Genomic DNA, 24,404 nt, shown 5'->3' with positions numbered 1-24,404 from the left:
CTGAACGCCCAACCGACCGCCAGCCTGTTCATCAACGGCAAGCATGTCGAGGGACAGGGCAAGGAACTGCCCGTCCATTACGCCTATACCGGCGAGACCATCGCGACGCTGCACGAGGCGACCACCGATCAGGTGGCCGAAGCCTGCCGCGCAGCCAAGGAGGCGCAGCCCGCATGGGCCGCCATGGCCCCCGTCGAGCGTGGCCGCATCCTTGGCCGCGCCGCCGCCATCATCATGGAGCGCAACGACGAGCTGGCCCGCCTCGAGACGCTGGACACCGGCAAGCCGATCCAGGAAACCGAGGTCGCGGATTGGCCTTCGGGTGCTGCTGCGCTGGAATATTTCGCGGGTCTGGCGGCGACGCTGACCGGCCAGTACATCCCGCTTGGCGCCGATTGGGCCTATACCCGCCGCGAGGCGCTTGGCGTCTGCGCGGGCATCGGCGCTTGGAACTATCCCAGCCAGATTGCCTGCTGGAAGGCCGCGCCGGCGCTGATCATGGGCAACACCATGGTCTTCAAACCTTCCGAGGAAACGCCGCTAGGTGCCTTGAAACTGGCGGAAATCTTCATCGAGGCCGGCATGCCCGCTGGCGTCTTCAACGTCGTGCAGGGCCGCGGCGAGGTCGGTGCCGCGCTGGTGACGGACCCCAACGTTGAAAAGGTCTCGCTGACGGGTTCGGTGCCGACGGGCCGCAAGGTCTATACCGCCGCAGCCGAAGGCATGCGCCATGTGACGATGGAGCTGGGTGGCAAGTCGCCCCTGATCGTCTTTGATGACGCGAACCTGGAAGATGCGGTCAGTGCGGCGATCCTGGCGAATTTCTACAGCTCGGGTCAGATCTGTTCGAACGGCACGCGCGTCTTCCTGCAGGAAGGCATCAAGGGTCCGTTCCTTGAGCGCCTGGCGGAGCGTGTGAAGGCCATCAAGATGGGCGACCCGCTGGATCCCGACACCAACCACGGCCCGATCATCAATCCGACGCAGGCTGCCAAGATCCGCGAGGCTATCGCCTCGGGTCAGGCCGCCGGTGCGCGTCTGGTCTGCGGCGGCCCGGGCGAAGGTGCCTTCATCCCGCCCACCGTCTTTGCCGATGCGACCGACGACATGACCATCGCCACGGACGAGATTTTCGGTCCAGTGATGACGACCCTGTCCTTCTTCGACGAGGAGGAGGCCGTACGCCGCGCCAATGGCACCGGCTTCGGTCTGGCGGCAGGGGTCTTCACGCAGGACCTGACCCGCGCCCATCGCGTCGTCGCAGGCCTAGAGGCAGGCACCTGCTGGATCAACACCTACAACCTGACCCCGGTCGAGATGCCCTTCGGCGGTGTCAAGAACTCGGGTCTGGGACGCGAGAACTCCGCCGCTGCGATCGAGCATTACTCGCAGCTGAAATCGGTCTATGTCGGAATGGGAGGCGTCGATGCCCCGTACTGAGAACACGAATGCGGCAGCGCCCGCGGATTACGTCATCATCGGGGCCGGCAGTGCGGGTTGCGCGCTGGCCTATCGCCTGACCGAGGCCGGACGGACCGTCACGCTGATCGAATACGGCGGCAGCGATATCGGTCCCTTCATCCAGATGCCGGGCGCGCTGTCCTATCCGATGAACATGGCGCGCTATGACTGGGGCTTTTCCTCCGAACCCGAGGAACATTTGGGCGGGCGTCGCCTGGCCACCCCGCGCGGCAAGGTGCTGGGCGGGTCGTCCTCGATCAACGGGATGGTCTTCGTGCGGGGCAACCCGCTGGATTACCAGCATTGGGAAGACAGCGGCGCGACCGGGTGGAACTATGCCGACGTGCTGCCCTATTTCAAACGGATGGAGACGTGGCACGGCGATCCCACCGGTGATCAGACCTCGCCTTGGCGCGGTGACAGCGGCCCGATGCATGTGTCGCGCGGCAAGCGCAAGAACCCGCTGTTCAACACCTTCATCAAGGCCGGTGAACAGGCGGGATGGCCGCGCACCGACGATTACAACGGCGAACAGCAAGAGGGTTTCGGCCCGATGGAGGCCACCATCTGGAAAGGCCGCCGCTGGTCCACGGCCAACGCCTATCTGCGCCCCGCCAAAAAGACCGGCCTTCTGACGGTCGTTCGGGGTCTGGCGCGCCGTGTCCTCTTTGAAGGAAAGCGTGCCTATGGCGTTGAACTGGAACAGAAAGGCCAGATCACGCAGGTCGAGGCCAAGCGCGAGGTCATCATCTCGGCCAGCTCGATCAATTCGCCAAAGCTGCTGATGGTGTCGGGCATCGGTCCGGCGGAGCACCTGCGCGAACATGGCATCACGCCGCTGGTCGATCGGCCGGGCGTGGGTGAGAACCTGCAGGACCACCTCGAGGTCTATATGCAGTATAAATCGCTGAAACCGATCACGCTCTATACCTACTACAACTTGCTGGGCAAAGGTCGCGTCGGTGTCGAATGGCTGCTTCAGAAGACCGGTCTGGGCGCCTCGAACCAGTTCGAAAGCTGCGGGTTCATCAAGTCCGATGAGACGAAGGACTACCCCGACATCCAGTATCACTTCCTGCCCTTGGCCGTGCGCTATGACGGCAAGGCGGCTGCGTCGGGTCACGGCTTTCAGGCGCATGTCGGGCCGATGCGTTCGGCCTCGCGCGGGACGATCCGGCTGGCCAGCGGCGATCCGACCGTCGCGCCCAAGATCCACTTCAACTACATGTCCCAGGACGGCGATTGGGAGGAGTTCCGCGCCTGTGTCCGCCACACGCGCAAGATCTTCGACCAGCCCGCCTTCGCGGAATTCCGCGGCGATGAGATCCAGCCCGGCGATGATGTCCAGACCGATCAGCAGATCGACGACTTCATCCGCGAACACGCGGAATCGGCCTATCACCCCTGCGGTTCCTGCAAGATGGGTGCGGCCGACGACAAGATGTCGGTGGTCGATCCCGAGCTGCGCGTGATCGGGGTCGAAGGGCTGCGCGTCGTCGACAGCTCGATCTTCCCGCGGATCACCAACGGCAACCTGAACGGGCCGTCGATCATGACCGGCGAAAAGGCCGCCGATCATATCCTGGGTCGGACGATGATGCGCGAAGACCCGGACCAGCTTCGCGCCTGATGCGAAAGGACCCGCGCCCCGAAAGGGACGCGGGTTTTTTCATGCCGCGTCGGCGGCGGCCTTGCGCTTGGTATAGTTCAGGACGGGGGCCAGCCAACGCTCGACCTCTTCCAGCGACATGCCCTTGCGGGCGGCATAGTCGCGGGCCTGGTCTTCCTCGATCTTGGCGACGCCGAAGTAATAGCTGTCGGGATGGGCGATATAGAGCCCCGAGACCGAAGACCCCGGCCACATCGCCATGCTTTCGGTCAGGGTGACCCCCGTTGCAGATTCCGCATCCAGAAGCTTGAAAAGCGTCAGCTTTTCCGTGTGGTCAGGCTGCGCGGGATAGCCGGGTGCCGGGCGGATGCCTGCGTAAGGCTCGGCGATCAGGTCCTCGGGTTCAAAGGTCTCATCCGCGCCGTATCCCCAGTACTCCTTGCGCACGCGTTCATGCAGCATCTCGGCCATCGCCTCGGCGATGCGGTCGGCCAGCGCCTTGACCATGATCGAGGAGTAATCGTCGCCCGCCTTTTCGTAGTCGGCGGCGATCGCGGATTCCTCGGGGCCGGCGGTCACGACGAAACCGCCGACATGATCGGCCCCCGTGGGGGCCACGAAATCCGACAGGGCGACATTCGGGCGACCGTTGCGCTTGGTCACCTGCTGGCGCAGCGTGTGCAGCGTGGCCAGTTCCTGCTGGCGGTCATCGCCGGTGAACAGGCGGATATCATCGCCCACGGCGTTGGCGGGCCAGAAGCCCACCACGGCGCGCGGCTTGAACCATTTGCCGTCGATGATCTTTGCCAGCATCTCTTGTGCCTCGGCGAACAGAGTCCGCGCTGCCTCGCCCTGCTTCTCATCCTCGAGAATGCGGGGATAGACGCCCTTCAGCTCCCACGTCTGGAAGAAGGGGGTCCAGTCGATATAGCGGGCGATTTCAGCCAGATCCCAGTCATCGATGATGCGCGTGCCGGTGAACTGCGGCGCGACGGGCTGATAGGCCGACCAGTCGATCTGCAGCGCATTGGCGCGGGCGGTGGCCAGGGGCAGGCGGCTTTTGGCGGCCTCGGCCCGTTCATGCTTTTCGGCCACCTGGGTATATTCGTCCCTGATCGCTTCGACATAGGCATCCTTGCGTTCGGGGCTGAGAAGCTCGGACACCACGCCCACTGCGCGGCTGGCATCGGTGACATAGACCGCCTGTCCCGCGACATAGCGCGGCGCGACCTTCACCGCCGTATGGATCTTCGAGGTCGTGGCCCCCCCGATCAGCAGCGGCACATTGAAGCCCTCGCGCTGCATTTCGCTGGCGACATGAACCATTTCGTCCAAGGAGGGCGTGATCAGCCCCGACAGGCCGATGACATCGACATTCTCGGCCTTGGCCACCTCAAGGATCTTCTGGGCGGGGACCATGACGCCAAGGTCGATCACCTCGTAGTTGTTGCAGGCCAGAACGACGCCGACGATGTTCTTGCCGATGTCATGGACGTCGCCCTTGACGGTAGCCATCAGCACCTTGCCCGCCGACTGGCGTTCTTTCCCGCCGTTCAACCGCTTTTCCTCCTCCATATAGGGCAAAAGGACGGCGACGGCCTGCTTCATCACGCGGGCCGATTTGACCACCTGCGGCAGGAACATCTTGCCCGCGCCGAATAGATCGCCCACGACGTTCATGCCCGCCATCAGCGGCCCTTCGATGACATGCAGCGGGCGTTCGGCCTGTTGGCGGGCCTCTTCGGTATCGGCCTCGACATATTCGGTGATGCCATTGACCAGCGCGTGTTCCAGACGCTTTTCGATGGACCATTCGCGCCAGCTCAGATCCTTTTCGCGGCCTTTTGCCCCGGCTTCGCCGCGATAGCGTTCCGCGACCTCCAGCAAACGGTCGGTGGCATCGTCGCGGCGGTTCAGGACGACATCCTCGCAGGCCTCGCGCAGGTCCGGGTCGATCTGGTCATAGACCGCCAGCTGGCCCGCATTGACGATGCCCATGTCCATGCCCGCCTGAATGGCGTGATAGAGGAAAACGGCGTGCATCGCCTCGCGCACGGGTTCGTTGCCGCGGAAGCTGAAGGACAGGTTCGACACGCCGCCCGAGACATGCGCATGCGGCAGGTTCTGGCGGATCCAGCGGGTGGCTTCGATGAAATCGACGCCGTAGTTGTTGTGCTCCTCGATGCCCGTGGCGACGGCAAAGACGTTCGGGTCGAAGATGATGTCCTCGGGGGGGAAGCCGACCTCATCGACCAGGATGCGATAGGCACGCTCGCAGATCTGGATCTTGCGCGCCGCGGTATCGGCCTGGCCCTGTTCGTCGAAGGCCATGACCACGACGGCCGCGCCATAGGCCAGGCACAGGCGCGCCTGGTGGCGGAACTGATCCTCGCCCTCTTTCATGCTGATCGAGTTGACGACCGGCTTGCCTTGGACGCATTGCAGGCCCGCCTCGATCACCTCCCATTTGGAGCTGTCGATCATGACCGGCACGCGGGCGATGTCGGGTTCGGCGGCCAGCAGGTTCAGGTATTCGACCATGGCGGCTTTTGAATCGATCAAGCCTTCGTCCATGTTGATGTCGATGATCTGGGCGCCGTTCTCGACCTGATCGCGCGCGACCTCCAAGGCGGTGGCATAGTCGCGGTTCTTGATCAGCTTGCGGAAACGCGCGCTGCCCGTGACGTTCGTCCGCTCGCCCACGTTCACGAAGGGAATGTCGGGGGTCAGGACGAAGGGTTCCAGGCCGGACAGGCGAAGCATGCGATCAGACATAGGCGGGCACCTTTCTGGGGGCGAAACCGGCGACGGTCTCGGCGATGGCGCGGATATGGTCGGGGGTCGTGCCGCAGCAGCCACCGACGACGTTGACCAGCCCCTCGCGGGCGAAATCGGCGATCTGGGGGGCCATGTCGTCGGGGTCTTCGTCATATTGCCCGAAGGCGTTCGGCAGACCCGCATTGGGATAGGCGCAGATCAGCGTGTCCGCCACGCCCGAGAGTTCGGCCAAGTGCGGACGCATGGCGTTCGCGCCTAGCGCACAGTTCAGCCCCACGGTCCAGGGCCGTGCATGGCGGACCGAGTGCCAGAAGGCGGTCGGCGTCTGGCCCGACAGCGTGCGCCCCGAGGCATCGGTGATCGTCCCCGAGATCATCAGGGGCAGGGCGCGGCCATGCTCCTCCATTGCTTGGATGCAGGCAAAGATGGCGGCCTTGGCGTTGAGGGTGTCAAAGATCGTCTCGATCAGCAGGATGTCGGACCCGCCCGCGATCAAGCCGCGCACCTGCTGCAGATAGGCGACGCGCAGGTCGTCGAAGGTTACGGCGCGATAGCCGGGGTCGTTCACGTCCGGACTGATCGAGGCCGTGCGGTTCGTCGGCCCGATCGCGCCCGCCACGAAACGCGGGCGTCCGTCGATGGCGGTCGCCCGGTCCAGCGCACGGCGGACGACGCGGGCGCCTTCCACGTTCAGGTCGTGGACGGCCTCCTGCAGGCCGTAATCGGCCTGCGCGATGGTGGTGGCGGAAAAGGTGTTCGTCTCGACGATGTCGGCACCGGCCATGGCGTAATTGAAGTGGATCTCCTCGACCGCCTCGGGCTGGGTCAGGATCAGCAGGTCGTTGTTGCCCTGCTGGGGGTGGTCCGAATGGTGACGACAGACATGACCCGATCCGCGGCCGGTATAATCATCCTCGGCCAGCCCAAGGGACTGGATCTGGGTGCCCATCGCGCCATCCATGATCAGGATGCGTTCGGAGGCGGCCTTATTCAGGACCGCGAAGGCATCGGATTGGGGAAGCTTGCCGGACATGATCGCGCCTTTCATCAGAAGTCTGTTCTATAGACCCCCGGCGGCATGGCGGCAAATTCATAGTTTTCTATAAGATGATGAAATCGGCTCAAGTTCATCCGGCAGCGGGCGAACCCGCTGCCGGATGCGGTCGATCAGAAACCGGCCTTGATCTTCTCGAACTCGGCCAGCTGCTTCTGGCGCTGTTCGGGGTCGTTCGGGGTCTGGGCCAGGACGGGGACGTCGACCTCGGCCAGGCCCTCGGCCACGGCAGGTTCGTCCTTGATGGTCTCCATCGCCTCGGTCGAGGTATGGCCATAGCCGATGGTATCCAGCAGCGCCTTGCCAGCCGAAGGCTCCAGCCAGGCGTTGATGAAGTCATAGGCACGTTCCTCGTCGCCCGGACCGTCCTTGACGTTCACGAAGCCGCAGAAGAAGGTCGACGACCCCTCCTTCGCCTCGCGCTGGAAGCCCACCGGATAGTCGTCCTCCTGCAGATAGACGACGCCATCGTTCCACGACCAGGCCACATCGACCGCGCCCGATGCCATCAGCTGCGCCTGTTCGGACGGATCGGCCCAATAGGCGGCGACGTTCTGATGCGCCTTGCGCAGCCAGTCGGCGGCGGCGGCGAACTGTTCGTCCGTCACATCGGTCCAGTCGGTCGTGCCCGTCGCCAGATATGCCAGCGCCCAGACATCGTCCGAGCTGTCGGGCAGCGAGGTGCGGCCCTGATATTTGGGATTGGTGAAGACCTCGAGCGTCGAGACATCCTCGGCCGGGACCGTTTCGCTGTTATAGGCGATGGCGGTGGCGCCCCAATCGGTCGGGATGAACCAGACGCCCTGATCGTCGCGGAACACCTCGGAATCGAGGAAGCGTTCGTCGATCTTGTCGAAGTTCGGGATCTTGGCGGTGTCCCATGGCTCGATCAGGCCGGCGTCGCGATACTTGCTGACCATCTGGCTGCAGGGGTGGACCACATCGGCGCGAAAGCCGGATGCGACCTTCTGAAACGCCTCGTCGTCGTCGCCGTAGAAGGCGAAGGTCGGGCTGTCGCCGTGCTTGTCGATATAGCCTTGGAAGATCGAGGGTTCCTCGAACCCGGCCCAGTCAAAGACGGTGAACTGGCTGTCGGCGGCATAGGCGGGCAGGGCCGCCGCGGCCAGGATGGTGGTGGTCAGCAAGCGCATGAAAACTGGCCTTTCGGTTCAACTGTTCTGCGTGAACGCTAGCCGCCGCCCCCCGCCCGCGCAAGCGTTTCGCGCAAGGCGGGGGACTTGATGGTCAGCGCATGCGCAATGCGCCGTCCAGCCGGATCACCTCGCCGTTCAGATAATCGCTTTCGACGATGAAGGCGGCCATGCGGGCGTATTCTTCGGGATCGCCGAGGCGCTTGGGGAAGGTCACCTCGGCGGCCAGGCTGTCCTGCACGTCCTGGGGCAGACCCTTCAGCATCGGCGTGCCGAAGATGCCGGGCGCGATGGCGCAGACGCGGATGCGCTGGCCCGCCAGATCGCGCGCCAAGGGCAGGGTCATGCCCGCGATCCCCGCCTTCGAGGCCGCATAGGCCGCCTGACCTTTCTGCCCGTCGAAGGCCGCGATCGAGGCGGTGTTCACGATCACCCCGTTGTCGGTTCGGTCGTTCAGGACCATGCGTTCGGCGGCCAGCCGCAGGACGTTGAAGCTACCGATCAGGTTGATCTCGATGGTGCGGCGAAAGCTGGAGAGGCGATGCGGACCGTCGCGGCCAAGGGTCTTTTCACCCGTGGCGATGCCCGCACAGTTCACGCAGATGTCGATGCCGCCCATCAGGCCGACCGCATGGTCCAGCGCGGCGGCGACGCTTGCCTCATCGGTCACATCGGCTTGGGCAAAGCCCGCCCCGATGGCGGTGGCCGTAGCTTCGCCCGCGTGGTCCAGATCCAGCACGGTGACCTGCGCGCCCATCTTGCGGAAATGCGCGGCGGTGGCGGCGCCAAGGCCGGATGCGCCGCCGGTCACGATGGCGCGGCTGTTTGACAGGTTCATGATATCCTCCCAGATGATCCCCTCGCAGGGGTTCTGGCATGGCCCCCGCCAAAGGCCAAGAGGATCAGTCGCGCAGCAGGTCCGGCCCGCCCGCGATCAGCGGATCGACCGCGCCGATCGCATCAAGGTCCTTGCCCACGTAATCCACCGCATGCAGGATCGTCTGGATCGCGGCCACCCGCGCCCGTTTCTTGTCGTCGGACCGGATGACCGTCCAGGGCGCGATGGGGGAATGCGACAGGTTCAGCGTGTCGCGGATGGCGGCGGTATAATTGTCCCATTTCGCAAGGCCCTGAACGTCGATCCCGCTCAGCTTCCATTGTTTCAGCGGGTCCTTCTCGCGATCAAGGAAACGGCGCAGCTGCTCGGCCCGGCCGACGTTCAGCCACAGCTTGACCAGGATTACCCCGTCATCGACCAGCATCTGTTCGAAGCTGGGCAGCTGGCGGAAGAAGGCGTTGCGTTGCTGGTCGTCGGAAAAGCCGAAGACCCGTTCCACCACGCCGCGGTTGTACCAGCTGCGGTCGAACAGCGCCAATTCGCCCGCCGCCGGCAGATGGTCGACATAGCGCTGGAAATACCATTGGCCAGCCTCACGCTCGGTCGGCTTCGGCAGGGCCACGACATAGGACGATCGCGGGTTCAGGTTCTCGCGCACGCGTTCGATGGTGCCGCCCTTGCCTGCGGCATCGCGCCCCTCGAACAAGACGACGATGCGCTTGCCTGTGGCGATGGCATCGTACTTCATCCGGATCAGTTGCAACTGCAACTGCTCCATCTGGTCGTTGTAGTCGTCCTTGTCCATCATGTCGCGATAGGGGAAATCCTTGTCCATGATGTCGTTCTTGTCCGCTTCGGCAATCTGCTTGCGGATGGACTTGGGTGCCTTGTTCTCAAGATAGTCGGTGATCTGGCCGACATAGGGCAGGTCCGGTGCGGTCATGGTCATCCCTCTCCGATGCGGGCCATGTCGTACATGGTCGTCTGATAGATCTCGTTGATCCAGTTACCGTAGAGCAGATGCGCGTGGCTGCGCCAGCGGTTCAGCGGCACCCGCGACGGGTCGTCCTGCGGGAAGTAATTCGAGGGGAGCGTGACGGGCTTGCCGGCCTGCACGTCGCGGTCGAACTCGTCCTTCAGCGTCGTGCTGTCGTATTCGAAGTGGTTGAAGACATAGAGCCCGCGCCGCTTGGCATCCGACAGCAGGCAGGGGCCGACCTCGGGGCTGGCCAGCAGGGTGGTCAGATCGGGGCGGGCATCGACGTCTTCCTGCCGCACCTCGGTCCAGCGGCTGACGGGAACCAGCACCTCGTCGGCGAAACCGCGAAGGTAATGCGACGAAGGTTCGAGGTTCTGATGCGCGAAACAGCCGAAGGCCTTCCGGTCCAGGATATGCTTGGGCAGCCCGTGGAAATGCCAGGCCATCGCCATGCCGCCCCAGCAGACGCCGAAGGTGGAATGCACATGCGTCCGAGTCCATTCGAAGACGCGGGTCAGTTCGTCCCAATAGGTGACCTCTTCGAAGGGCAGATGCTCGATCGGGGCGCCGGTGATGATCAGCCCGTCGAACTTCTCGCCCGTGGCCTCGACCTCGCGGAAGGGGCGATAGAAGCTCTCCATGTGGTCGGCGGCGGTGTTGCGGCTTTCGTGGTCGGACATGCGGATCAGCTGGAAGTCGATCTGCAGGGGCGTCGCGCCGATGACGCGGGCGAACTGGTTTTCGGTCTGGATCTTCTTGGGCATCAGGTTCAACAGCCCGATGCGCAGGGGTCGGATGTCCTGCGTCGCGGCCCGCCCCGGAGACATCACCATCACGCCTTCCTTGGACAGGATGCGATAGGCGGGAAGATTCTCGTTCAGGGTGATGGGCATGTCAGGCGTCCTTGCGCGAAATGGCCTTGGCGATCAGATCGTCGAAATCCCGAGGGGTGCGGATCTGCGCGACCTCCTCGGCCAGTATGGTGACACCGCGTTTGGCCATGGCCTCGTATCGCGGCTGGCGGTGGGCCAGAGCGCGGGCATAGGTCCAGCGGATGAAGTCGTCGGGATTGACCTGCTCCTCCTCGAGGCCCTTTTCGACGCGATAGGCGATCCAGGCCTTTTCCAGAAATTGCGGCTGGTAATACATCGGCTTGGGCGCACGGTCGAAGCGGCGCACCAGTTCGGCGGTATGGGCGTCGCTGCCCTTGATCCAGACCATCAGGAAATCACGCGCCAAGGCGTTCATCACCGGGTCCTGCGGATCCTCGGGGTCCACCACCTCGCAGATCGAGCCGCCGGTGTCGCAGATGAAATGCGGCGTGCCATAGATGTCCTGCGCGCGATCCAGGAAATGGCGCGTATCCAGCAGGGATGCGATCTCGGCCCGGCGGTGCTGGTTCTGGCGGCGGCAGTAATCTTCGAACGGCAGGCCGCCACGGCTTGGGCTGCCGGGCTTGCCCAGATAGGTGGACAGCGGCGCCAGGTTGTCGAAGGTGATGTTGCTGGAGATATGGACGCTGTCCGACATCAGCAATTCGCGCAGGAAGGGGACCTTCATCGCCTCGCGCTTGAAGTTGTCGGCGATATATTCGCCCATGTAGCGGGTGCCGATGCGGTAATCGACGGAATAGTGGAACCAGTCGTCCGTCTCGCGCAGCATCGAAGCCAGATAGGTCTTGCCCAGCCCCGACATCCCGAACAGCACGATCCGTTTCGATGCGGCCGTCCGCCAAGCCTCTGCACTGCGATAGATCATGCGTGGTCCCTTGTCTGCGCCGGACCCTAGCTAAACCGCGCATGGCCGAAGGAAAAGACCCCACGCGGTGGCAGATGAAAAACGGCCCCGTCCGAGCGGAGGGGGCCGTTCGCGTCATGTCACGGGCTTCAGAAGCTGTAGCCGATGCGGACGCCCGCACCCCATGCGTGGTTGCCTTCCATGCTGGCGCGTGCGGTGTCCGGCGTGCCGGTTTCGGGCATCGCGTCACCCAGCTTGGTATAGTTGATCCCGGTCGAGATCTTCATCGGCCCCTGGGTATAGATCGCGGCCAGGGTGATGCCCTTGCGACCGTTCGTCGGTGCCAGCGGGGAAACCAGATCGTCGCCACCCTTCTCATAGGTGAATGAGGCCGAGCCCGACCAGTTCTCCGTGAACTTGCGTCCCACGCCCAAGGTATAGGTGGTGGTGTCTTCCAGATCGACCAGGCCACCGCCGGTGACGGTCACGAAATTCACGGGATCGACGCGGAACTCGCTCCAGTTGACCCAACGGATCGACCCGAAGACCAGGGTGTCGGCGGCGACGCCGGTCTGGAATTCCAGGTTCCAGCTTTCGGGCGTGTTGACGGTGGTGGTCGAGGTTCCGTTCAGCAGCGGAACTGCCGGGATCGGGCCGGGGCCATCGGGATCGATCAGCGGACCGGTCTCGGTCGTGGCAAATTCATGTTCGACTTCCGAGTTGTAGGTCAGCGATACCCGCGCCGCGATCTCGGGCTTTTCCCAGGCCGCACCTGCGACCCAACCGATGCCGGTGTCGCTGTCCAGATCGACGTCATAGCCCGCCACGGGGCCATAGGCCAAACCGTTCAGCGTCACATGGCCATCGGCGCGCGATCCGCGGATACCGCCATGGACCGAGAAGTTGTTCGGCATCTTGTAGCGGCCGAGTGCCGTGAAGGTGGTGCTGTCGACCTTCGCCATCGTGCCTCCCAACACGGGCGAACCGCCATCCGTCGCCGACGGATAGAGGATGTCTGCACCGAAGGGCTGCTCGATGATGATCGCCCCCGAGAATTCCGGCGTGAACTGATGCTTGTAGGCCAGTCCGGTAAAGCCGTAGCCCTGCGCCACGTCGCCGGTATCGAAGCCGGCTATATCGGTGCCCTCGACCGTGGGGTCGACGCCGCCGAAGCTGAGTTCGGCATAGTTCCCCTCTTCGAACAGCGCGTTCAGCGATTGCGGTGCACGTTCGATGCCGCCTGCGGCCAGTTGGGATGCACTGAGCATCAGAATTGCGATTCCCGATGACGCGATTTTCATTCATTCCTCCCTTGAGGGCACCTTGTCCCGATTCGACCTTACGACACGATGGTTACGAATCAATTAGCGCGATCAACTGACGTGACGTAGGCGTCAGCGCTTGGTTCGCGACGGTGGCAGTTCGGCAACGCAGATTGATGCGTCTTCGGGCTGGACAAAGCAGGCTGCCCGTGAAAGTGGAAACTGCCAAACGAAATTGCCGCAAGGACACCCCCATGCAGATTCGTGAGGCTCTCACATTCGACGACGTTCTTCTGGTTCCGGCCGCCTCGACGGTGATGCCGTCGACCGCTGACGTGACCACGAATGTCACCAAGTCCATCCGGATGAACATCCCGCTTCTGTCCTCGGCCATGGATACGGTCACCGAGGGGCGGATGGCCATCGCCATGGCGCAATCGGGCGGCATGGGCGTGATCCATCGCAACCTGACCACCGAACAGCAGGCCGCCGAGGTCAGCCGCGTCAAGCGGTTCGAATCCGGCATCGTCTACAACCCGATCACCCTGACGCCCGACCAGACGCTGGCCGACGCAAAGGCGTTCCAGGACCGCTACAACGTCACCGGTTTCCCGGTGGTGGACGAACAGGGCCGTGTGCTGGGCATCGTGACGAACCGCGACATGCGTTTCGCCAATGACGCCCGCACCCCCGTCCGCGCCATGATGAGCGATCAGAACCTTGCCATCCTGCGCGAACCCGCCGACCGCGCCGAGGCGATCAACCTGATGAAGTCGCGCCGCATCGAAAAGCTGCTGATCACCGATGGTGAAGGCAAGCTGACCGGCTTGCTGACGCTGAAGGACACCGAAAAAGCCGTGCTGAACCCGCTGGCCTGCAAGGACGACATGGGCCGTCTGCGCGTGGCCGCTGCATCGACAGTCGGCGACGAAGGCTTCGAACGCAGCATGGCGCTGATCGAGGCGGGCGTCGACATGGTCGTGATCGACACCGCACATGGCCATTCCGCAGGGGTCGCGCGCGCCGTCGAACGCCTGAAGGCCGTGGCCGGGGACGTGCAGATCGTCGCGGGCAACGTCGCCACCGCCGAGGCCGTCCGCGCGCTGATCGGCGCGGGTGCGGATGCGATCAAGGTCGGCATCGGGCCGGGCAGCATCTGCACCACCCGCATCGTTGCGGGCGTGGGCGTGCCGCAGCTGACGGCGATCATGGATACCGCGGCGGCTGCTGGCGACATTCCGATCATCGCGGATGGCGGCATCAAGTTCTCGGGCGATTTCGCCAAGGCGATTGCGGCGGGCGCCAGCTGCGCCATGGTCGGCAGCGCCATCGCGGGCACCGACGAAAGCCCCGGAGAGGTGATCCTGTATCAGGGCCGCAGCTTCAAATCCTATCGCGGCATGGGCAGCCTTGGCGCCATGGCGCGCGGATCGGCCGACCGCTATTTCCAGAAGGACGCGGCATCCGACAAGCTGGTCCCCGAAGGCATCGAGGGTCAGGTCCCCTACAAGGGTCCGGCGGGTACCGTCATCCATCAGCTGGTCGGCGGACTGCGCGCGGCCATGGGCTATACCGGCTGCGCCACCGTGGCCGAGATGCGCAAGGGTTGCGAATTCGTCCGCATCACCGGCGCAGGCCTGAAGGAAAGCCACGTCCACGACGTGCAAATCACGCGGGAATCGCCCAACTATCGCGCGGGCTGATCCCTTCGACTTTCCCCGGATGCCCTGACGTCGGGCATCCGGGACCCTTGCTTGACAACCAAAGGTACCCTGCCTAAAGCCCCCCTTCCTTCACAGACAGGGCGTGGTCATGGCACAGGCGATCGGCATAGATTTCGGCACCTCGAATTCGGCTGCGGCCTATCTGGTGAACGGCAAGCCGCGGATGATCCCGATGGCGCCCGGTCAGACGACCATGCCGACCACCTTCTTCTTCGATCAGGAAAACCGCCGCACGCTGATCGGCGAGCCCGCCAACCAGGCGCTGCTGGATGGGGTCGAAGGCCGCTTCATGCGCGCCTTGAAGCGCGTCCTCGGCACCAGCCTGATGCACGAAAAGCGCCAGATCCTGCATGAGCGCGTGACCTTCGTCGACATCATCGCCCGCTTTCTGAACCAGATCAAGACGCGCGCCGAGGCCGAGACCGGCCTGACCTTCGACCGCGTCCTCTCGGGCCGCCCCGTGGTCTTTCACGGCCAGGACGACCCGCGCGAGGCTCAGGCCGAGGCCGATCTGCGCGCCTGCTATCTGGCCGCCGGTTTCACCGAGGTCGACTTCATGCCCGAACCTCAGGCCGCCGCTATTGCCAGCGGTGCGCTGGAGCGGACGGGCGACGTGGGGCTGATCGTCGACGTGGGGGGCGGTACCTCGGATTTCTCGCTGTTCCGAACGGGACTGGACGGGGTGCGGATCCTGGCCAATCACGGTGTGCGCATCGGCGGGACGGATTTCGACCGCGCCATCAACATCGATTGGGTAATGCCGCTGCTGGGAAAGGGGACCGAGCTGCGCAAGGTGATGGGAACGGGGACCTCGCCCACGCCGAACGCGATCTATAACGATCTAGCGACATGGGAAAAAATCGCCTTCGTCTATACACCCCAGAACACGCGCATGGTCGCCGAGATGGTGCGTCTGGCGCAGGAGCCCGAAAAGCTGGCCCGCCTTGCCACCGTGCTGGAGGATGAGCTGGGCCACGAGCTGGCCTTCGCCACCGAACGCGGCAAGATCGCAGCCAACGGGTTGCAGGACGATCCGCGCATCATGCTGGACGCGATCCAGCGCGGCTTGTCGGCGCCCCTGACCGCGCAGGGCATGGCCGACAGCCTGGCGCGGCACGGCGAACAGCTGTCAGAAGGCGCGCAGGTGACGCTGCAGATGGCGGGGTTGCGGGCCGATCAGGTGGGGCAGGTGATCTATGTCGGCGGGTCCAGCCTGATGACCATGGTCTCGGACCAGATGAAGGCGATCTTCCCCGATGCCCGCCACAGTTTCTCCGAGGTCTTCACCGCCGTGGCCGACGGTCTGGCGATTGCCGCGAACCGCGATTGATCGCGGCCCGCGGCGGGGTATTTACGCAGCCGTCACGCGCCAGATGATGTCGCCGACGTCATCGGCCATCAGCAGCGACTTGCCATCGGGACCGATGGCGACCCCGACCGGGCGGCCATAGGCCAGCTTTTCGTCATCGGACAAAAAGCCCCACAGGATGTCGCGCGGCGCACCGCAGGGCTTGCCATCCTTGAACGGCACGAAGATCAGCTTGTAGCCGCTGAGGGTCGAACGGTTCCACGACCCGTGCTGGCCGATGACCATGCCGTCGGGGAAGCCGGGCAGGGTGCCCTCGGGCATCCAGCAGAGGCCGAGCGAGGCCGTATGCCCGCCAAGCGCGTAATCGGGCGTGATCGCGGATGCGACCTTGGCGGCATCCTGCGGCACCCGGTCGTCGACCGTCTGCCCCCAATAGCAATAGGGCCAGCCATAGAAGCCATCCCGCTGAACCGAGGTCAGGTAATCCGGTGGCGTCTCATCCCCCAGCCCGTCGCGTTCGTTGACCACGGTCCACAAGGCGCCCGTCACAGGCTCCCACGCCATGCCAACGGCATTGCGCAGGCCCGAGGCGAAGATGCGTGCCTCTTCGGTGGCCACGTCCAATTCCCAGATGGCGGCGCGGCCTTCCTCGGCCTCCATCCCCTTGTCGCCGATATTGCTGAGCGAGCCGACGCCCGCATAGATACGCGTCCCGTCGGGCGAGACCAGCAGGCTGCGCGTCCAATGCCCCGAGGGCTTGAAATCGACCAGCTTGCGCCCCGGACCTTTCAGGCTGGTGTCGCCCTCCTGATAGGGGAAGGCCACGATCCCATCGGTATTGCCGACATAGAAGGTGTCGCCCACCAGCGCCATGCCGAAGGGCTGGTTCTGGTTTTCGACAAAGGTCTTGCGGACCTCGGCCACGCCGTCGCCGTCCTCGTCGCGCCACAGGCTGATGCGGTTGGCACTGATGCCGATGGCGCGGGCGCGGCGCATCGTGGCTTGCGCGGCCATGTCGAACAGCGTCTTGGCGGGGCCTGCCTGCTCCTTGGATTCGGCCACCAGCACATCGCCGTTCGGCAGCACCTCGATCCAGCGGGGATGGTCCAGGCCCGATGCGAAGGCGTTGACCTTCAGCCCCTCGGCAGCCGAGGGGACATGCCCCGGTGCCCAGCCCTGCGCGGTGGGCATCTTCAGCGTCATGATCCCCTGCTTGCGGGCCTCGGGGATCTGGGGCGTCTGGCCCATCGCTTGCGTCTTGGGCGCGCCGAAGCGGCGAAGTGCGACCATCGTGCCGCCGACGATGGCCGTCGCGCGTGCCATGAATTCCATGCTGTTCCCCCAGTTTGCATTTCGCGCAGCTTAGCGACCGCACGGGCACCATCAAGGGCGCAACCGTCGCGGAACGCCCCGGCACGATCAATAAAAGCTTGCGCGCCGCTGATGTTATCGATAACTTTTCTGAAATGATGGGCATCGGCCCGCGCTGTCATGGCACTGCCTTGGAGGGGGACGCGATCATGAAGTTCTGGCGTTTGCTGTGGAGGGTCGTCGATTACGTCATGGCGGTCATCCTGATGCTGATGATCGTGCTGGTCTTTGCCAATGTCGTCCTGCGCTATGGCCTGTCATCGGGCCTGCGCGAGGCGGTCGAGCTGTCGCGCTTGGGGCTCGTCTGGCTGGTGATGCTGGGCGCCGCGGTGCTGCTGCGCCGCAACGAACATCTGGCCATCGCCGAATTCTCGGAGGTGCTGATGCCCCGCCTGGTGCCTTTGCTGCGGCGGCTGGCCTATCTGGTCGTCGTCATCTCGATGGTCATGCTGTTCATGGGCTCGTTCAAGCAGATGAACGCGAATTGGAACAACATCTCGCAGATCACGGGGCTGCCTTCGGCGCTTTTCTATCTGGCGGGGACGGTCTCGGCGGCCCTGATGGTCTTCATCGGCGCGGTGCGGGTCTTCCTGCCTGATGCGCTGCTGGACGATGACGCCAAGGACACTCAGGCGGGGGATTTTCACGCATGATCCTGCTGCTGTTCCTGGGCGTCCTGATCGGATCGATTCTGCTGGGCCTGCCCGTGGCCTTCGCGCTGCTGCTGGCCGCCATGGCGCTGATGTTGCAGATGGGGCTGTTCAGCGCCGACATCCTTGCACAGAACCTGATCAACGGCGTCGACAGCTTTCCGCTGCTGGCGATCCCCTTCTTCATCGTCGCGGGCGAGGTGATGTCCTCGGGCGGGCTGTCCACGCGGATCGTGCGGCTTGCCACGGCGATGATCGGGCATTGCAAGGGCGGGTTGGGCTATGTCGCGATCATGACGGCGATCCTGATGGCGGGACTGTCGGGGTCTGCGGTGGCCGATGCGGCGGCGCTGGTCTCGATCCTCTATCCGATGATGCGCAAGGGGAATTACCCCGAGGGCGCCTCGGTCGGCCTGCTGGCATCGGGCGGCATCATCGCGCCGGTCATCCCGCCCTCGCTGCCGCTGATCCTTGTGGGCGTCGCGGGAAACATCTCGATCAAGAACCTGTTTCTGGGCGGAATCGCGCCCGGCCTGATGATGGGCGCGACCCTGATGGTCGTCTGGAGCCTGATCATTCGCAATGAGGACGTCGAGGCCCTGCCCAAGGCCAGCGCGTCCGAGCGTTGGGCCGCCCTGCGGTCCGGTTTCTGGGCGCTGCTGCTGCCGGTCATCATCGTGGGGGGCATCCGCTTCGGCGTCTTCACACCGACCGAGGCCGCCGTCGTCGCCGCCGTCTATGCCATCTTCGTGTCCAGCGTCATCTACCGCGAACTGAAGTGGCCGGTCTTCCTGCGCGTGCTGATCAATTCGGGCCGCGCCACCGCCATGGTGATGTTCCTTGTCGGCTGCGCCATCGTCGCCGCATGGCTGATCACCGTCGCCCAGCTGCCCCAGCAACTGGTCACGCTGCTGCAACCGCTGATCGACCAGCCGCGCCTGTTGATGGCCGTGATCATGCTGATCGTGCTGTGTGTCGGCATGGTGATGGACCTGTCGCCGACCATCCTGATCCTTGTGCCGCTGCTGTTGCCGGTGGCCAAGGCGGCGGGCATCGACCCGGTCTATTTCGGGCTGATGTTCGTCATCAACTGCTCAATCGGGTTGATCACGCCGCCGGTCGGGAACGTGCTGAACGTGGTCTGCGGTGTGGGGCAGGTGAAGATGTCGACGGCCATCCGTGGGGCCTGGCCCTTCATCATCGCCTATCTGCTGCTGCTGGTGGCCTTCGTCGCCGTCCCGCAGCTGATCACCGTGCCTATGGAATTCTTCATCGGATAAACTTGTGGGAGGAAAACACATGAAAACCCTGGTCAAATCGCTATGTATGGCGTCCGCGCTGGCCGTGACCGCGCTGCCCGCCGTGGCCGAGACCCTGCGCATGGCCCATGCCGCGCCGGAAACCGACCTGCAGCAGAACCTGTCGACCTTCTTCGCCGAGCAGGTGGCCGAGCGCACCAACGGCGATGTCACCGTCCAGATATTCCCGCAGGGGCAGCTGGGCAATGACAGCGCGATGATCGACGGCGCGCGTTCGGGCATCATCGATATCGTCATGGTCGGGTTGAACAACTTCTCGGGGTTGATGCCGGAATCGGCGGCCTTCACCCTGCCTTTCATGTTCCCCGACCGCGAAACCGCCTATGCCGTTCTGGACGGCGAGGTTGGCCAAGGTGTTCTGGCAAGCTTCGAGGATCACGGCCTGAAGGGTCTGGCCTTCCCCGAGAACGGCTATCGCAACATGACCAACAACCGCGGCCCGATCCGCACGCCGGACGACGTCAAGGGGCTTCGGATGCGGGTCAATTCCTCGAAGGCGCTGAACGACATGTTCCAGCTGCTGGAAGCGCAGCCCCAGCAGATCCCCGTGGCCGAGCTTTATACCGCGCTGGAAACCGGCGTCGTGGACAGCCAGGACCACCCGATCGGCGTGACCCTCTCCTTCAAGTTCTACGAGGTTCAGAAATACCTCTCGCTGACCCAGCACGCCTATGCGCCGCTGGCCGTCGCCATGAACCTGGACAAGTTCAACGGCCTGACCAAGGAGCAGCGCCAGATCATCATGGACGTCGCCAAGGAGGCCACCGACATGCAGCGCCAGATGTCCATCGACAGCGAGGCGCAGATGATCGCCGATCTGGAAGCCGACGGGATGGAGGTCAACACCGACGTCGACGCCGCCGCCTTCCAGGAGGTCGTCAAGCCGGTCTGGGACAAGTTCATCAGCGAAAACGGCGATGCGATGGTGACGGCTATTCAGGAAGCATCTGCCAAGTAAGCCGTTGATCCATTGAAGAAAGGCCCGGTTGCGACCGGGCCTTTTTGCGTCTCGACGGTCAGCCGGTCGAGCCGCCGGGAACGAACTCGGGTGCGATCTCGAACCGCAGGGTCTCGCCCTGGGCATCGCCGTTCATGGTCATCAAGAGCAGATCGGCGGTACGGGTGCCTATGCGGCGGGGATGAGGGTTCATGGTGGTGATGGTCGGATGGGCGATGCCCGCGATCTCATAGGCGCCGAAACCCGCGATTGCGATATCGCCCGGCACATCGACCCCACGCCGCGCGCATTCCGACAGCGCACCGAAGGCCGACAGGTCCGACACGCAGATCACCGCATCGGTATCGGGCAGATCCGCCAGAAGGCGCGCCATGGCGGCGGCGCCCTCCTTCATCGAGATGGGCACCTGACCCGCGCGGATCAGGCGGGTGGGGTCCAAGCCCCGCGCCTCCATCGCGCGGATGAAGCCCATGCGCCTGTCGGTGCCGCGCGTATCGCCATCGGCATCGCCACCGATGAAGGCGATGCGCTGCCGCCCCGTCGCCTGAAGATGCGCCACCAGCGGATCCATCGCCCGCGCGTTGGAAAAGCCTACGACATGGCCGATGGGGTCGGGGGGCAGGTCCCATGTCTCGACCACGGGGATGCCGGCGTTGGACAGCAGCTTGCGGGTCCGGTCGGTATGACGACCGCCCGTCACGACCATCGCGGCAGGCCGGCGCTGCAGGAACTGCGCGATCAGGCGTTCCTCCTCGTGGATGTCGTAATTCGTGTGGCCCAGCAGGATCTGCATCCCGGCCTTGCCCAGCACGTCCGACATGGCGCTGACGGTATCGGCGAAGTTGGCGTTGTTCAGCGAGGGGATGGTGACCGCCACGAAGTCGCTGCGCTGCGATCGCAGGTTCGCGGCGGTGCTGTCCAGCACATAGCCCAGATCCTCGGCCACCTTGCGGATGTGATCGCGCGTGTCGGGGCTGACCGAGCTGTCGGTCTTGAAGGCGCGGCTGACCGTCATGACCGAGACCCCCGCGGCGCGGGCGACGTCCTTCATGGTGATGGGGCGTTGGGTCATCGGCACCTCGGGGCGGCAACCCGTCGAGGCGGGCAGGGCAATTATCTTCTGGTAACGTTAACGGGTCAAGCCGATGCCGTGGCGGGATAATTTGCCGCCTCGGTCACATGATGGTGGATGCGCCCGTCGAAGTATTCCACGACGATCTAGCCGGTGATGTCGCGGGACCGGAGGCGGGCACCGCTGTTCATCGCCAGCCCCATGGCCGCGCGGTCGGGATAACTGATCGCAAGAATCAGCGGGAATTCCGGCGCGCCTTCGTCACGTTCCTCGCCGAACATGACGCGGACCTCGGAATGGCCGGGGAAGGTGGTCCAGACGGGAACCAGCCTTTCGGTGACGGCACGGCGGAAGGCCTCGGTTTGGCCGGGTCTGACCTGACCCTCGAATAGCGCGAAGCGGGTGATCATTCGAACTGTTCCTTGTCGGGGCCGCGGAAGTATTCCATCAGGGCCGCCTGATCCTCGCCGCCCAGACCGGCTGCCGTCAGCATCCGGTGGATTTCCGTGCAAAGCGCCGTCATCGGCATCGAGGTATTGGTCTGCCGCGCAAGATCTTGCGCCCCGTTCAGGTCCTTGACCATATTGTCGATGCGACCGGTGCGGCGGTAATCCTTGGTGGCAAAGCGCGGCATGTATTCCTGCAGGATGGCGCTGTCGGCACGCCCGCCCTTCAGCGCGACGGGGATCATTTCCGCATCGACACCTGCATCCAGAGCCAGCTGGGTCGCCTCGGCCACGGCCATGAAGTTCAATCCGCACAGCACCTGGTTGATCAGCTTGGTGGTCTGACCCGCGCCGTGATCGCCCATGCGGGTGATGTTGCTGGCGACATGCGACAGGACGGTCTTTGCCTCGGTCACATCGGTATCCGGTCCGCCGCACATCAGGGTCAGATTGCCCGTTGCGGCCTTGGGCGCGCCGCCCGACAGCGGGCTGTCCACCCACCGCAGACCCCGTTCCCCGGCCATCTGCGCCAGTTCCCGCGTCGCCGCCGGATCGATCGAGGACATGTCGATGATCAGCATGCCGGGTTTCGCGCTCTGTGCCACGCCATCGGTGCCGAATATCGCAGCTCGGACAATTTGGGGTGAATTGAGGCTGGTGATGACATAGTCGGACGCCGCCGCCGCTTCGGCCGCACTGGTGGCTGCCTGCCCACCCTTGTCGGTCAGGGCCTTCACGGCATCCTTGTTCAGGTCGAAGACGATCAGATGCTGGCCGGTTTCGATCAGGCGGGCGCCGATGGCACCCCCCATGGCACCGGCGCCGATCAGGGCGATCTTCAGGGTCATGTGGTTCCTCCTCCCTAGGTTTTGGGGTGTTACAGCGAGGCGCTGATGCCGCCATCGACGAAGACGGTGGTGCCGTTCACGAAGGACGATGCTGCCGAGGACAGGAAGATGGCGGTGCCGACCAGTTCCTCGACCTTGCCCCAACGGCCTGCGGGGGTGCGCTTGGCCAGCCATGCGGTGAATTCCGGATCATCGACCAGTGCCTGGTTCAGCGGCGTTTCGAAATAGCCGGGGGCCAAGCCATTGCACTGCAGGCCGTAGCGCGCCCAATCGGTGGCCATGCCCTTGGTCAGGTTCGCGACCGCGCCCTTGGTGGCGGTATAGGGCGCGATGCCCGGACGCGCCAAGGCCGTTTGGACCGAGCAGATGTTGACGATCTTGCCCGCCTTCCGCGCGATCATGTGCCGCGCGCATGCCTGACCGACGTGAAAGACCGAGGCGATGTTGGTCTGCAGCAGACGCTCGAAGGCATCCGCAGGAAAATCTTCCAGCGGGCTGCGGTGCTGCATGCCGGCGTTGTTGATCAGGATGTCGATGGGGCCGGTTTCCGCCTCGAAAGCATCGACGGCGGCGCGGACGGCGGCGTGATCGGTGACGTCGAAGGCCAGTTCATGCACCGTGGCACCTGCGTCGCGCAGGACTGCGGCGGCCTTGGCCAGCTTGCCCGCATCGCGGCCGTTCAGCACGATCTCGGCCCCGGCATCGGCCAGACCCTTGGCCAACGCGATCCCGATCCCTTGCGACGATCCAGTGATCAGCGCCCGTTTTCCGGTCAGATCAAACAGTTGGATGCTCATGTGATGGCCTTTCGGAATTATGCTCGACATCGGGTTGGGTCCTGAATATGTTATCGATAACAAGCAAGTCAAGTGAGGAATGCCACATGTCCAAGCCCGTCATCCTGCAGGTCGGCCCCTATCCGGAATGGGATCAGGTCCCGCTGGACGCGGCCTTCACCGTCCATCGTTACTTCAAGGCGAACGACAAGGCGGCCTTCCTTGCCAAGGTCGGCCCCGACGTTCAGGGCATCGCCACGCGCGGCGAGTTGGGTGCGAACCGCGCCATGATCGAGGCCTGCCCGCAGCTGAAGGTCATCTCGGTCTATGGGGTCGGCTATGACGCGGTCGATCTGGCGGCATGCCGCGAAAAGGGTATCCGCGTGACCAACACGCCCGACGTGCTGACCGGCGATGTGGCCGATCTGGGCGTGGCGATGATGCTGACCCTGTCGCGCGGCATGGTCGGCGCCGAGGAATGGGTGCGCAGCGGCAATTGGGCCAGCAAGGGCCTCTATCCGCTGAAGCGTCGCGTCTTTGGTCGAAAGGCGGGCGTTCTGGGTCTTGGCCGCATCGGCTTCGAGGTCGCGACCCGCCTGGCGGGCTTCGGCATGGACATCGCCTATAGCGACGTCTCGGCCAAGGATTACGCCAAGGACTGGACCTTTATCGCCGATCCGGTCGAACTGGCGAAACACGCCGATTTCCTGTTCGTGACGCTGGCGGCATCCGCCGCCACCCGTCACATCGTCGGCAAGGACGTGATCGAGGGCGTTGGCCCCGAAGGCATGATCATCAACATCTCGCGCGCCTCCAACATCGACGAAGAGGAGCTGATCGCAGCCCTAGGCGACGGTCGTCTTGGTTCCGCAGCGCTGGACGTGTTTGAAGGCGAACCCGCATTGGACCCGCGCTTCCTTGAGCTGCCGAACGTGCTGCTGCAACCGCATCACGCCTCGGGAACGGTCGAGACGCGCAAGGCGATGGGCCAGCTGGTGCGCGACAATCTGACGGCCTATTTCGCGGGCAACGACCTGCCCACGCCGGTTTTGTGAGGGCATC

The 24,404-nt window shown here is 64.3% G+C and carries 21 protein-coding genes; 8 read left to right on the top strand and 13 right to left on the bottom strand.

The genetic code is table 11. The features are described 5' to 3' along the window. Both betB and betA read left to right on the top strand, forming a co-directional pair. On the top strand, positions 1-1,440 hold the full coding sequence (betB, locus tag DDE75_RS09820) for a betaine-aldehyde dehydrogenase (protein WP_170310943.1): 1,440 nt from the start codon (positions 1-3) through the stop codon (positions 1,438-1,440). Continuing rightward, positions 1,427-3,091: a choline dehydrogenase gene (gene betA, locus DDE75_RS09815; protein ID WP_108502389.1), complete on the top strand. Its 1,665-nt coding sequence runs from the start codon at positions 1,427-1,429 to the stop codon at positions 3,089-3,091. Before betB ends, betA begins: the two co-directional genes overlap by 14 nt. Before the next feature lie 39 nt (positions 3,092-3,130). Here the strand turns inward: betA and metH are convergent, their stop codons facing one another. From metH to DDE75_RS09775, 8 genes are all read right to left on the bottom strand, one after another. Next, a complete protein-coding gene (gene metH, locus DDE75_RS09810) occupies positions 3,131-5,845 on the bottom strand; it encodes a methionine synthase (protein WP_108502204.1) in 2,715 nt (904 codons plus the stop codon). Next, a complete protein-coding gene (locus DDE75_RS09805) occupies positions 5,838-6,881 on the bottom strand; it encodes a homocysteine S-methyltransferase family protein (protein WP_211659328.1) in 1,044 nt (347 codons plus the stop codon). The genes metH and DDE75_RS09805 overlap by 8 nt, the downstream gene beginning before the upstream one ends. A gap of 134 nt (positions 6,882-7,015) precedes the next feature. Next, on the bottom strand, positions 7,016-8,053 hold the full coding sequence (locus DDE75_RS09800; protein ID WP_108502202.1) for an extracellular solute-binding protein: 1,038 nt from the start codon (positions 8,051-8,053) through the stop codon (positions 7,016-7,018). 94 nt (positions 8,054-8,147) lie between these two features. Continuing rightward, positions 8,148-8,891, bottom strand: coding sequence for an SDR family oxidoreductase (locus DDE75_RS09795; RefSeq protein WP_108502201.1), 744 nt, complete (start codon positions 8,889-8,891; stop codon positions 8,148-8,150). Between the two features lie 64 nt (positions 8,892-8,955). Beyond that, on the bottom strand, positions 8,956-9,840 hold the full coding sequence (gene ppk2 / locus DDE75_RS09790) for a polyphosphate kinase 2 (RefSeq protein ID WP_108502200.1): 885 nt from the start codon (positions 9,838-9,840) through the stop codon (positions 8,956-8,958). Beyond that, positions 9,837-10,763 carry a homoserine O-succinyltransferase gene (locus DDE75_RS09785; RefSeq protein ID WP_108502199.1) on the bottom strand — a complete coding sequence of 309 codons (927 nt, stop codon included), beginning with the start codon at positions 10,761-10,763 and terminating at the stop codon, positions 9,837-9,839. The genes ppk2 and DDE75_RS09785 overlap by 4 nt, the downstream gene beginning before the upstream one ends. 1 nt (position 10,764) lies before the next feature. Then, the gene (locus DDE75_RS09780) at positions 10,765-11,628 is read right to left on the bottom strand and encodes an ATPase (protein ID WP_108502198.1); all 864 of its coding nucleotides are present in this window, start codon (positions 11,626-11,628) and stop codon (positions 10,765-10,767) included. A 128-nt stretch (positions 11,629-11,756) separates the two neighbouring features. Then, positions 11,757-12,908 carry an OmpP1/FadL family transporter gene (locus DDE75_RS09775; protein ID WP_108502197.1) on the bottom strand — a complete coding sequence of 384 codons (1,152 nt, stop codon included), beginning with the start codon at positions 12,906-12,908 and terminating at the stop codon, positions 11,757-11,759. A 215-nt stretch (positions 12,909-13,123) separates the two neighbouring features. Between DDE75_RS09775 and guaB the strand changes: the two genes are divergently transcribed. Both guaB and DDE75_RS09765 read left to right on the top strand, forming a co-directional pair. Further along, positions 13,124-14,572, top strand: coding sequence for an IMP dehydrogenase (gene guaB / locus DDE75_RS09770; RefSeq protein ID WP_108502196.1), 1,449 nt, complete (start codon positions 13,124-13,126; stop codon positions 14,570-14,572). 109 nt (positions 14,573-14,681) lie between these two features. Then, positions 14,682-15,923 (top strand): Hsp70 family protein, encoded by a 1,242-nt coding sequence (locus tag DDE75_RS09765; RefSeq protein ID WP_108502195.1) that lies wholly within the window; start codon positions 14,682-14,684, stop codon positions 15,921-15,923. 21 nt (positions 15,924-15,944) lie between these two features. On the opposite strand, the gene DDE75_RS09760 is transcribed toward DDE75_RS09765, so the two are convergent. Then, positions 15,945-17,234 carry a PQQ-dependent sugar dehydrogenase gene (locus tag DDE75_RS09760; RefSeq protein ID WP_108502194.1) on the bottom strand — a complete coding sequence of 430 codons (1,290 nt, stop codon included), beginning with the start codon at positions 17,232-17,234 and terminating at the stop codon, positions 15,945-15,947. A 188-nt stretch (positions 17,235-17,422) separates the two neighbouring features. Between DDE75_RS09760 and DDE75_RS09755 the strand changes: the two genes are divergently transcribed. Genes DDE75_RS09755 through DDE75_RS09745 form a run of 3 tightly spaced genes read left to right on the top strand, consistent with a single transcriptional unit; the run spans position 17,423 to position 20,200 of the window. Then, on the top strand, positions 17,423-17,926 hold the full coding sequence (locus DDE75_RS09755) for a TRAP transporter small permease (protein WP_245894690.1): 504 nt from the start codon (positions 17,423-17,425) through the stop codon (positions 17,924-17,926). Continuing rightward, positions 17,923-19,203, top strand: a complete 1,281-nt coding sequence (locus DDE75_RS09750; protein ID WP_108502193.1) for a TRAP transporter large permease subunit — start codon at positions 17,923-17,925, stop codon at positions 19,201-19,203. Before DDE75_RS09755 ends, DDE75_RS09750 begins: the two co-directional genes overlap by 4 nt. A gap of 19 nt (positions 19,204-19,222) precedes the next feature. After that, positions 19,223-20,200, top strand: coding sequence for a TRAP transporter substrate-binding protein (locus DDE75_RS09745; protein ID WP_108502192.1), 978 nt, complete (start codon positions 19,223-19,225; stop codon positions 20,198-20,200). A 58-nt stretch (positions 20,201-20,258) separates the two neighbouring features. On the opposite strand, the gene DDE75_RS09740 is transcribed toward DDE75_RS09745, so the two are convergent. The 4 genes from DDE75_RS09740 to DDE75_RS09725 all read right to left on the bottom strand — a co-directional run bounded on the left by DDE75_RS09740 (position 20,259) and on the right by DDE75_RS09725 (position 23,363). Further along, a complete protein-coding gene (locus DDE75_RS09740; protein ID WP_211659333.1) occupies positions 20,259-21,215 on the bottom strand; it encodes a substrate-binding domain-containing protein in 957 nt (318 codons plus the stop codon). 203 nt (positions 21,216-21,418) lie between these two features. Then, the gene (locus DDE75_RS09735) at positions 21,419-21,682 is read right to left on the bottom strand and encodes a hypothetical protein (RefSeq protein WP_211659326.1); all 264 of its coding nucleotides are present in this window, start codon (positions 21,680-21,682) and stop codon (positions 21,419-21,421) included. Continuing rightward, complete coding sequence (locus DDE75_RS09730; RefSeq protein WP_108502190.1) at positions 21,679-22,566, bottom strand: NAD(P)-dependent oxidoreductase; 888 nt, start codon at positions 22,564-22,566, stop codon at positions 21,679-21,681. The genes DDE75_RS09735 and DDE75_RS09730 overlap by 4 nt, the downstream gene beginning before the upstream one ends. Before the next feature lie 29 nt (positions 22,567-22,595). Beyond that, on the bottom strand, positions 22,596-23,363 hold the full coding sequence (locus DDE75_RS09725) for an SDR family oxidoreductase (RefSeq protein WP_108502189.1): 768 nt from the start codon (positions 23,361-23,363) through the stop codon (positions 22,596-22,598). Positions 23,364-23,449: 86 nt separating this feature from the next. Here DDE75_RS09725 and DDE75_RS09720 point away from each other — a divergent pair, with 86 nt between their 5' ends. Then, positions 23,450-24,397, top strand: coding sequence for a 2-hydroxyacid dehydrogenase (locus tag DDE75_RS09720; protein ID WP_108502188.1), 948 nt, complete (start codon positions 23,450-23,452; stop codon positions 24,395-24,397). The last annotated feature ends 7 nt before the right edge of the window (positions 24,398-24,404 follow it).

Source organism: Paracoccus indicus, from assembly GCF_003056335.1.
GTDB classification, from domain to species: domain Bacteria; phylum Pseudomonadota; class Alphaproteobacteria; order Rhodobacterales; family Rhodobacteraceae; genus Paracoccus; species Paracoccus indicus.
This window is presented reverse-complemented; position numbering and strand designations above follow the sequence as displayed.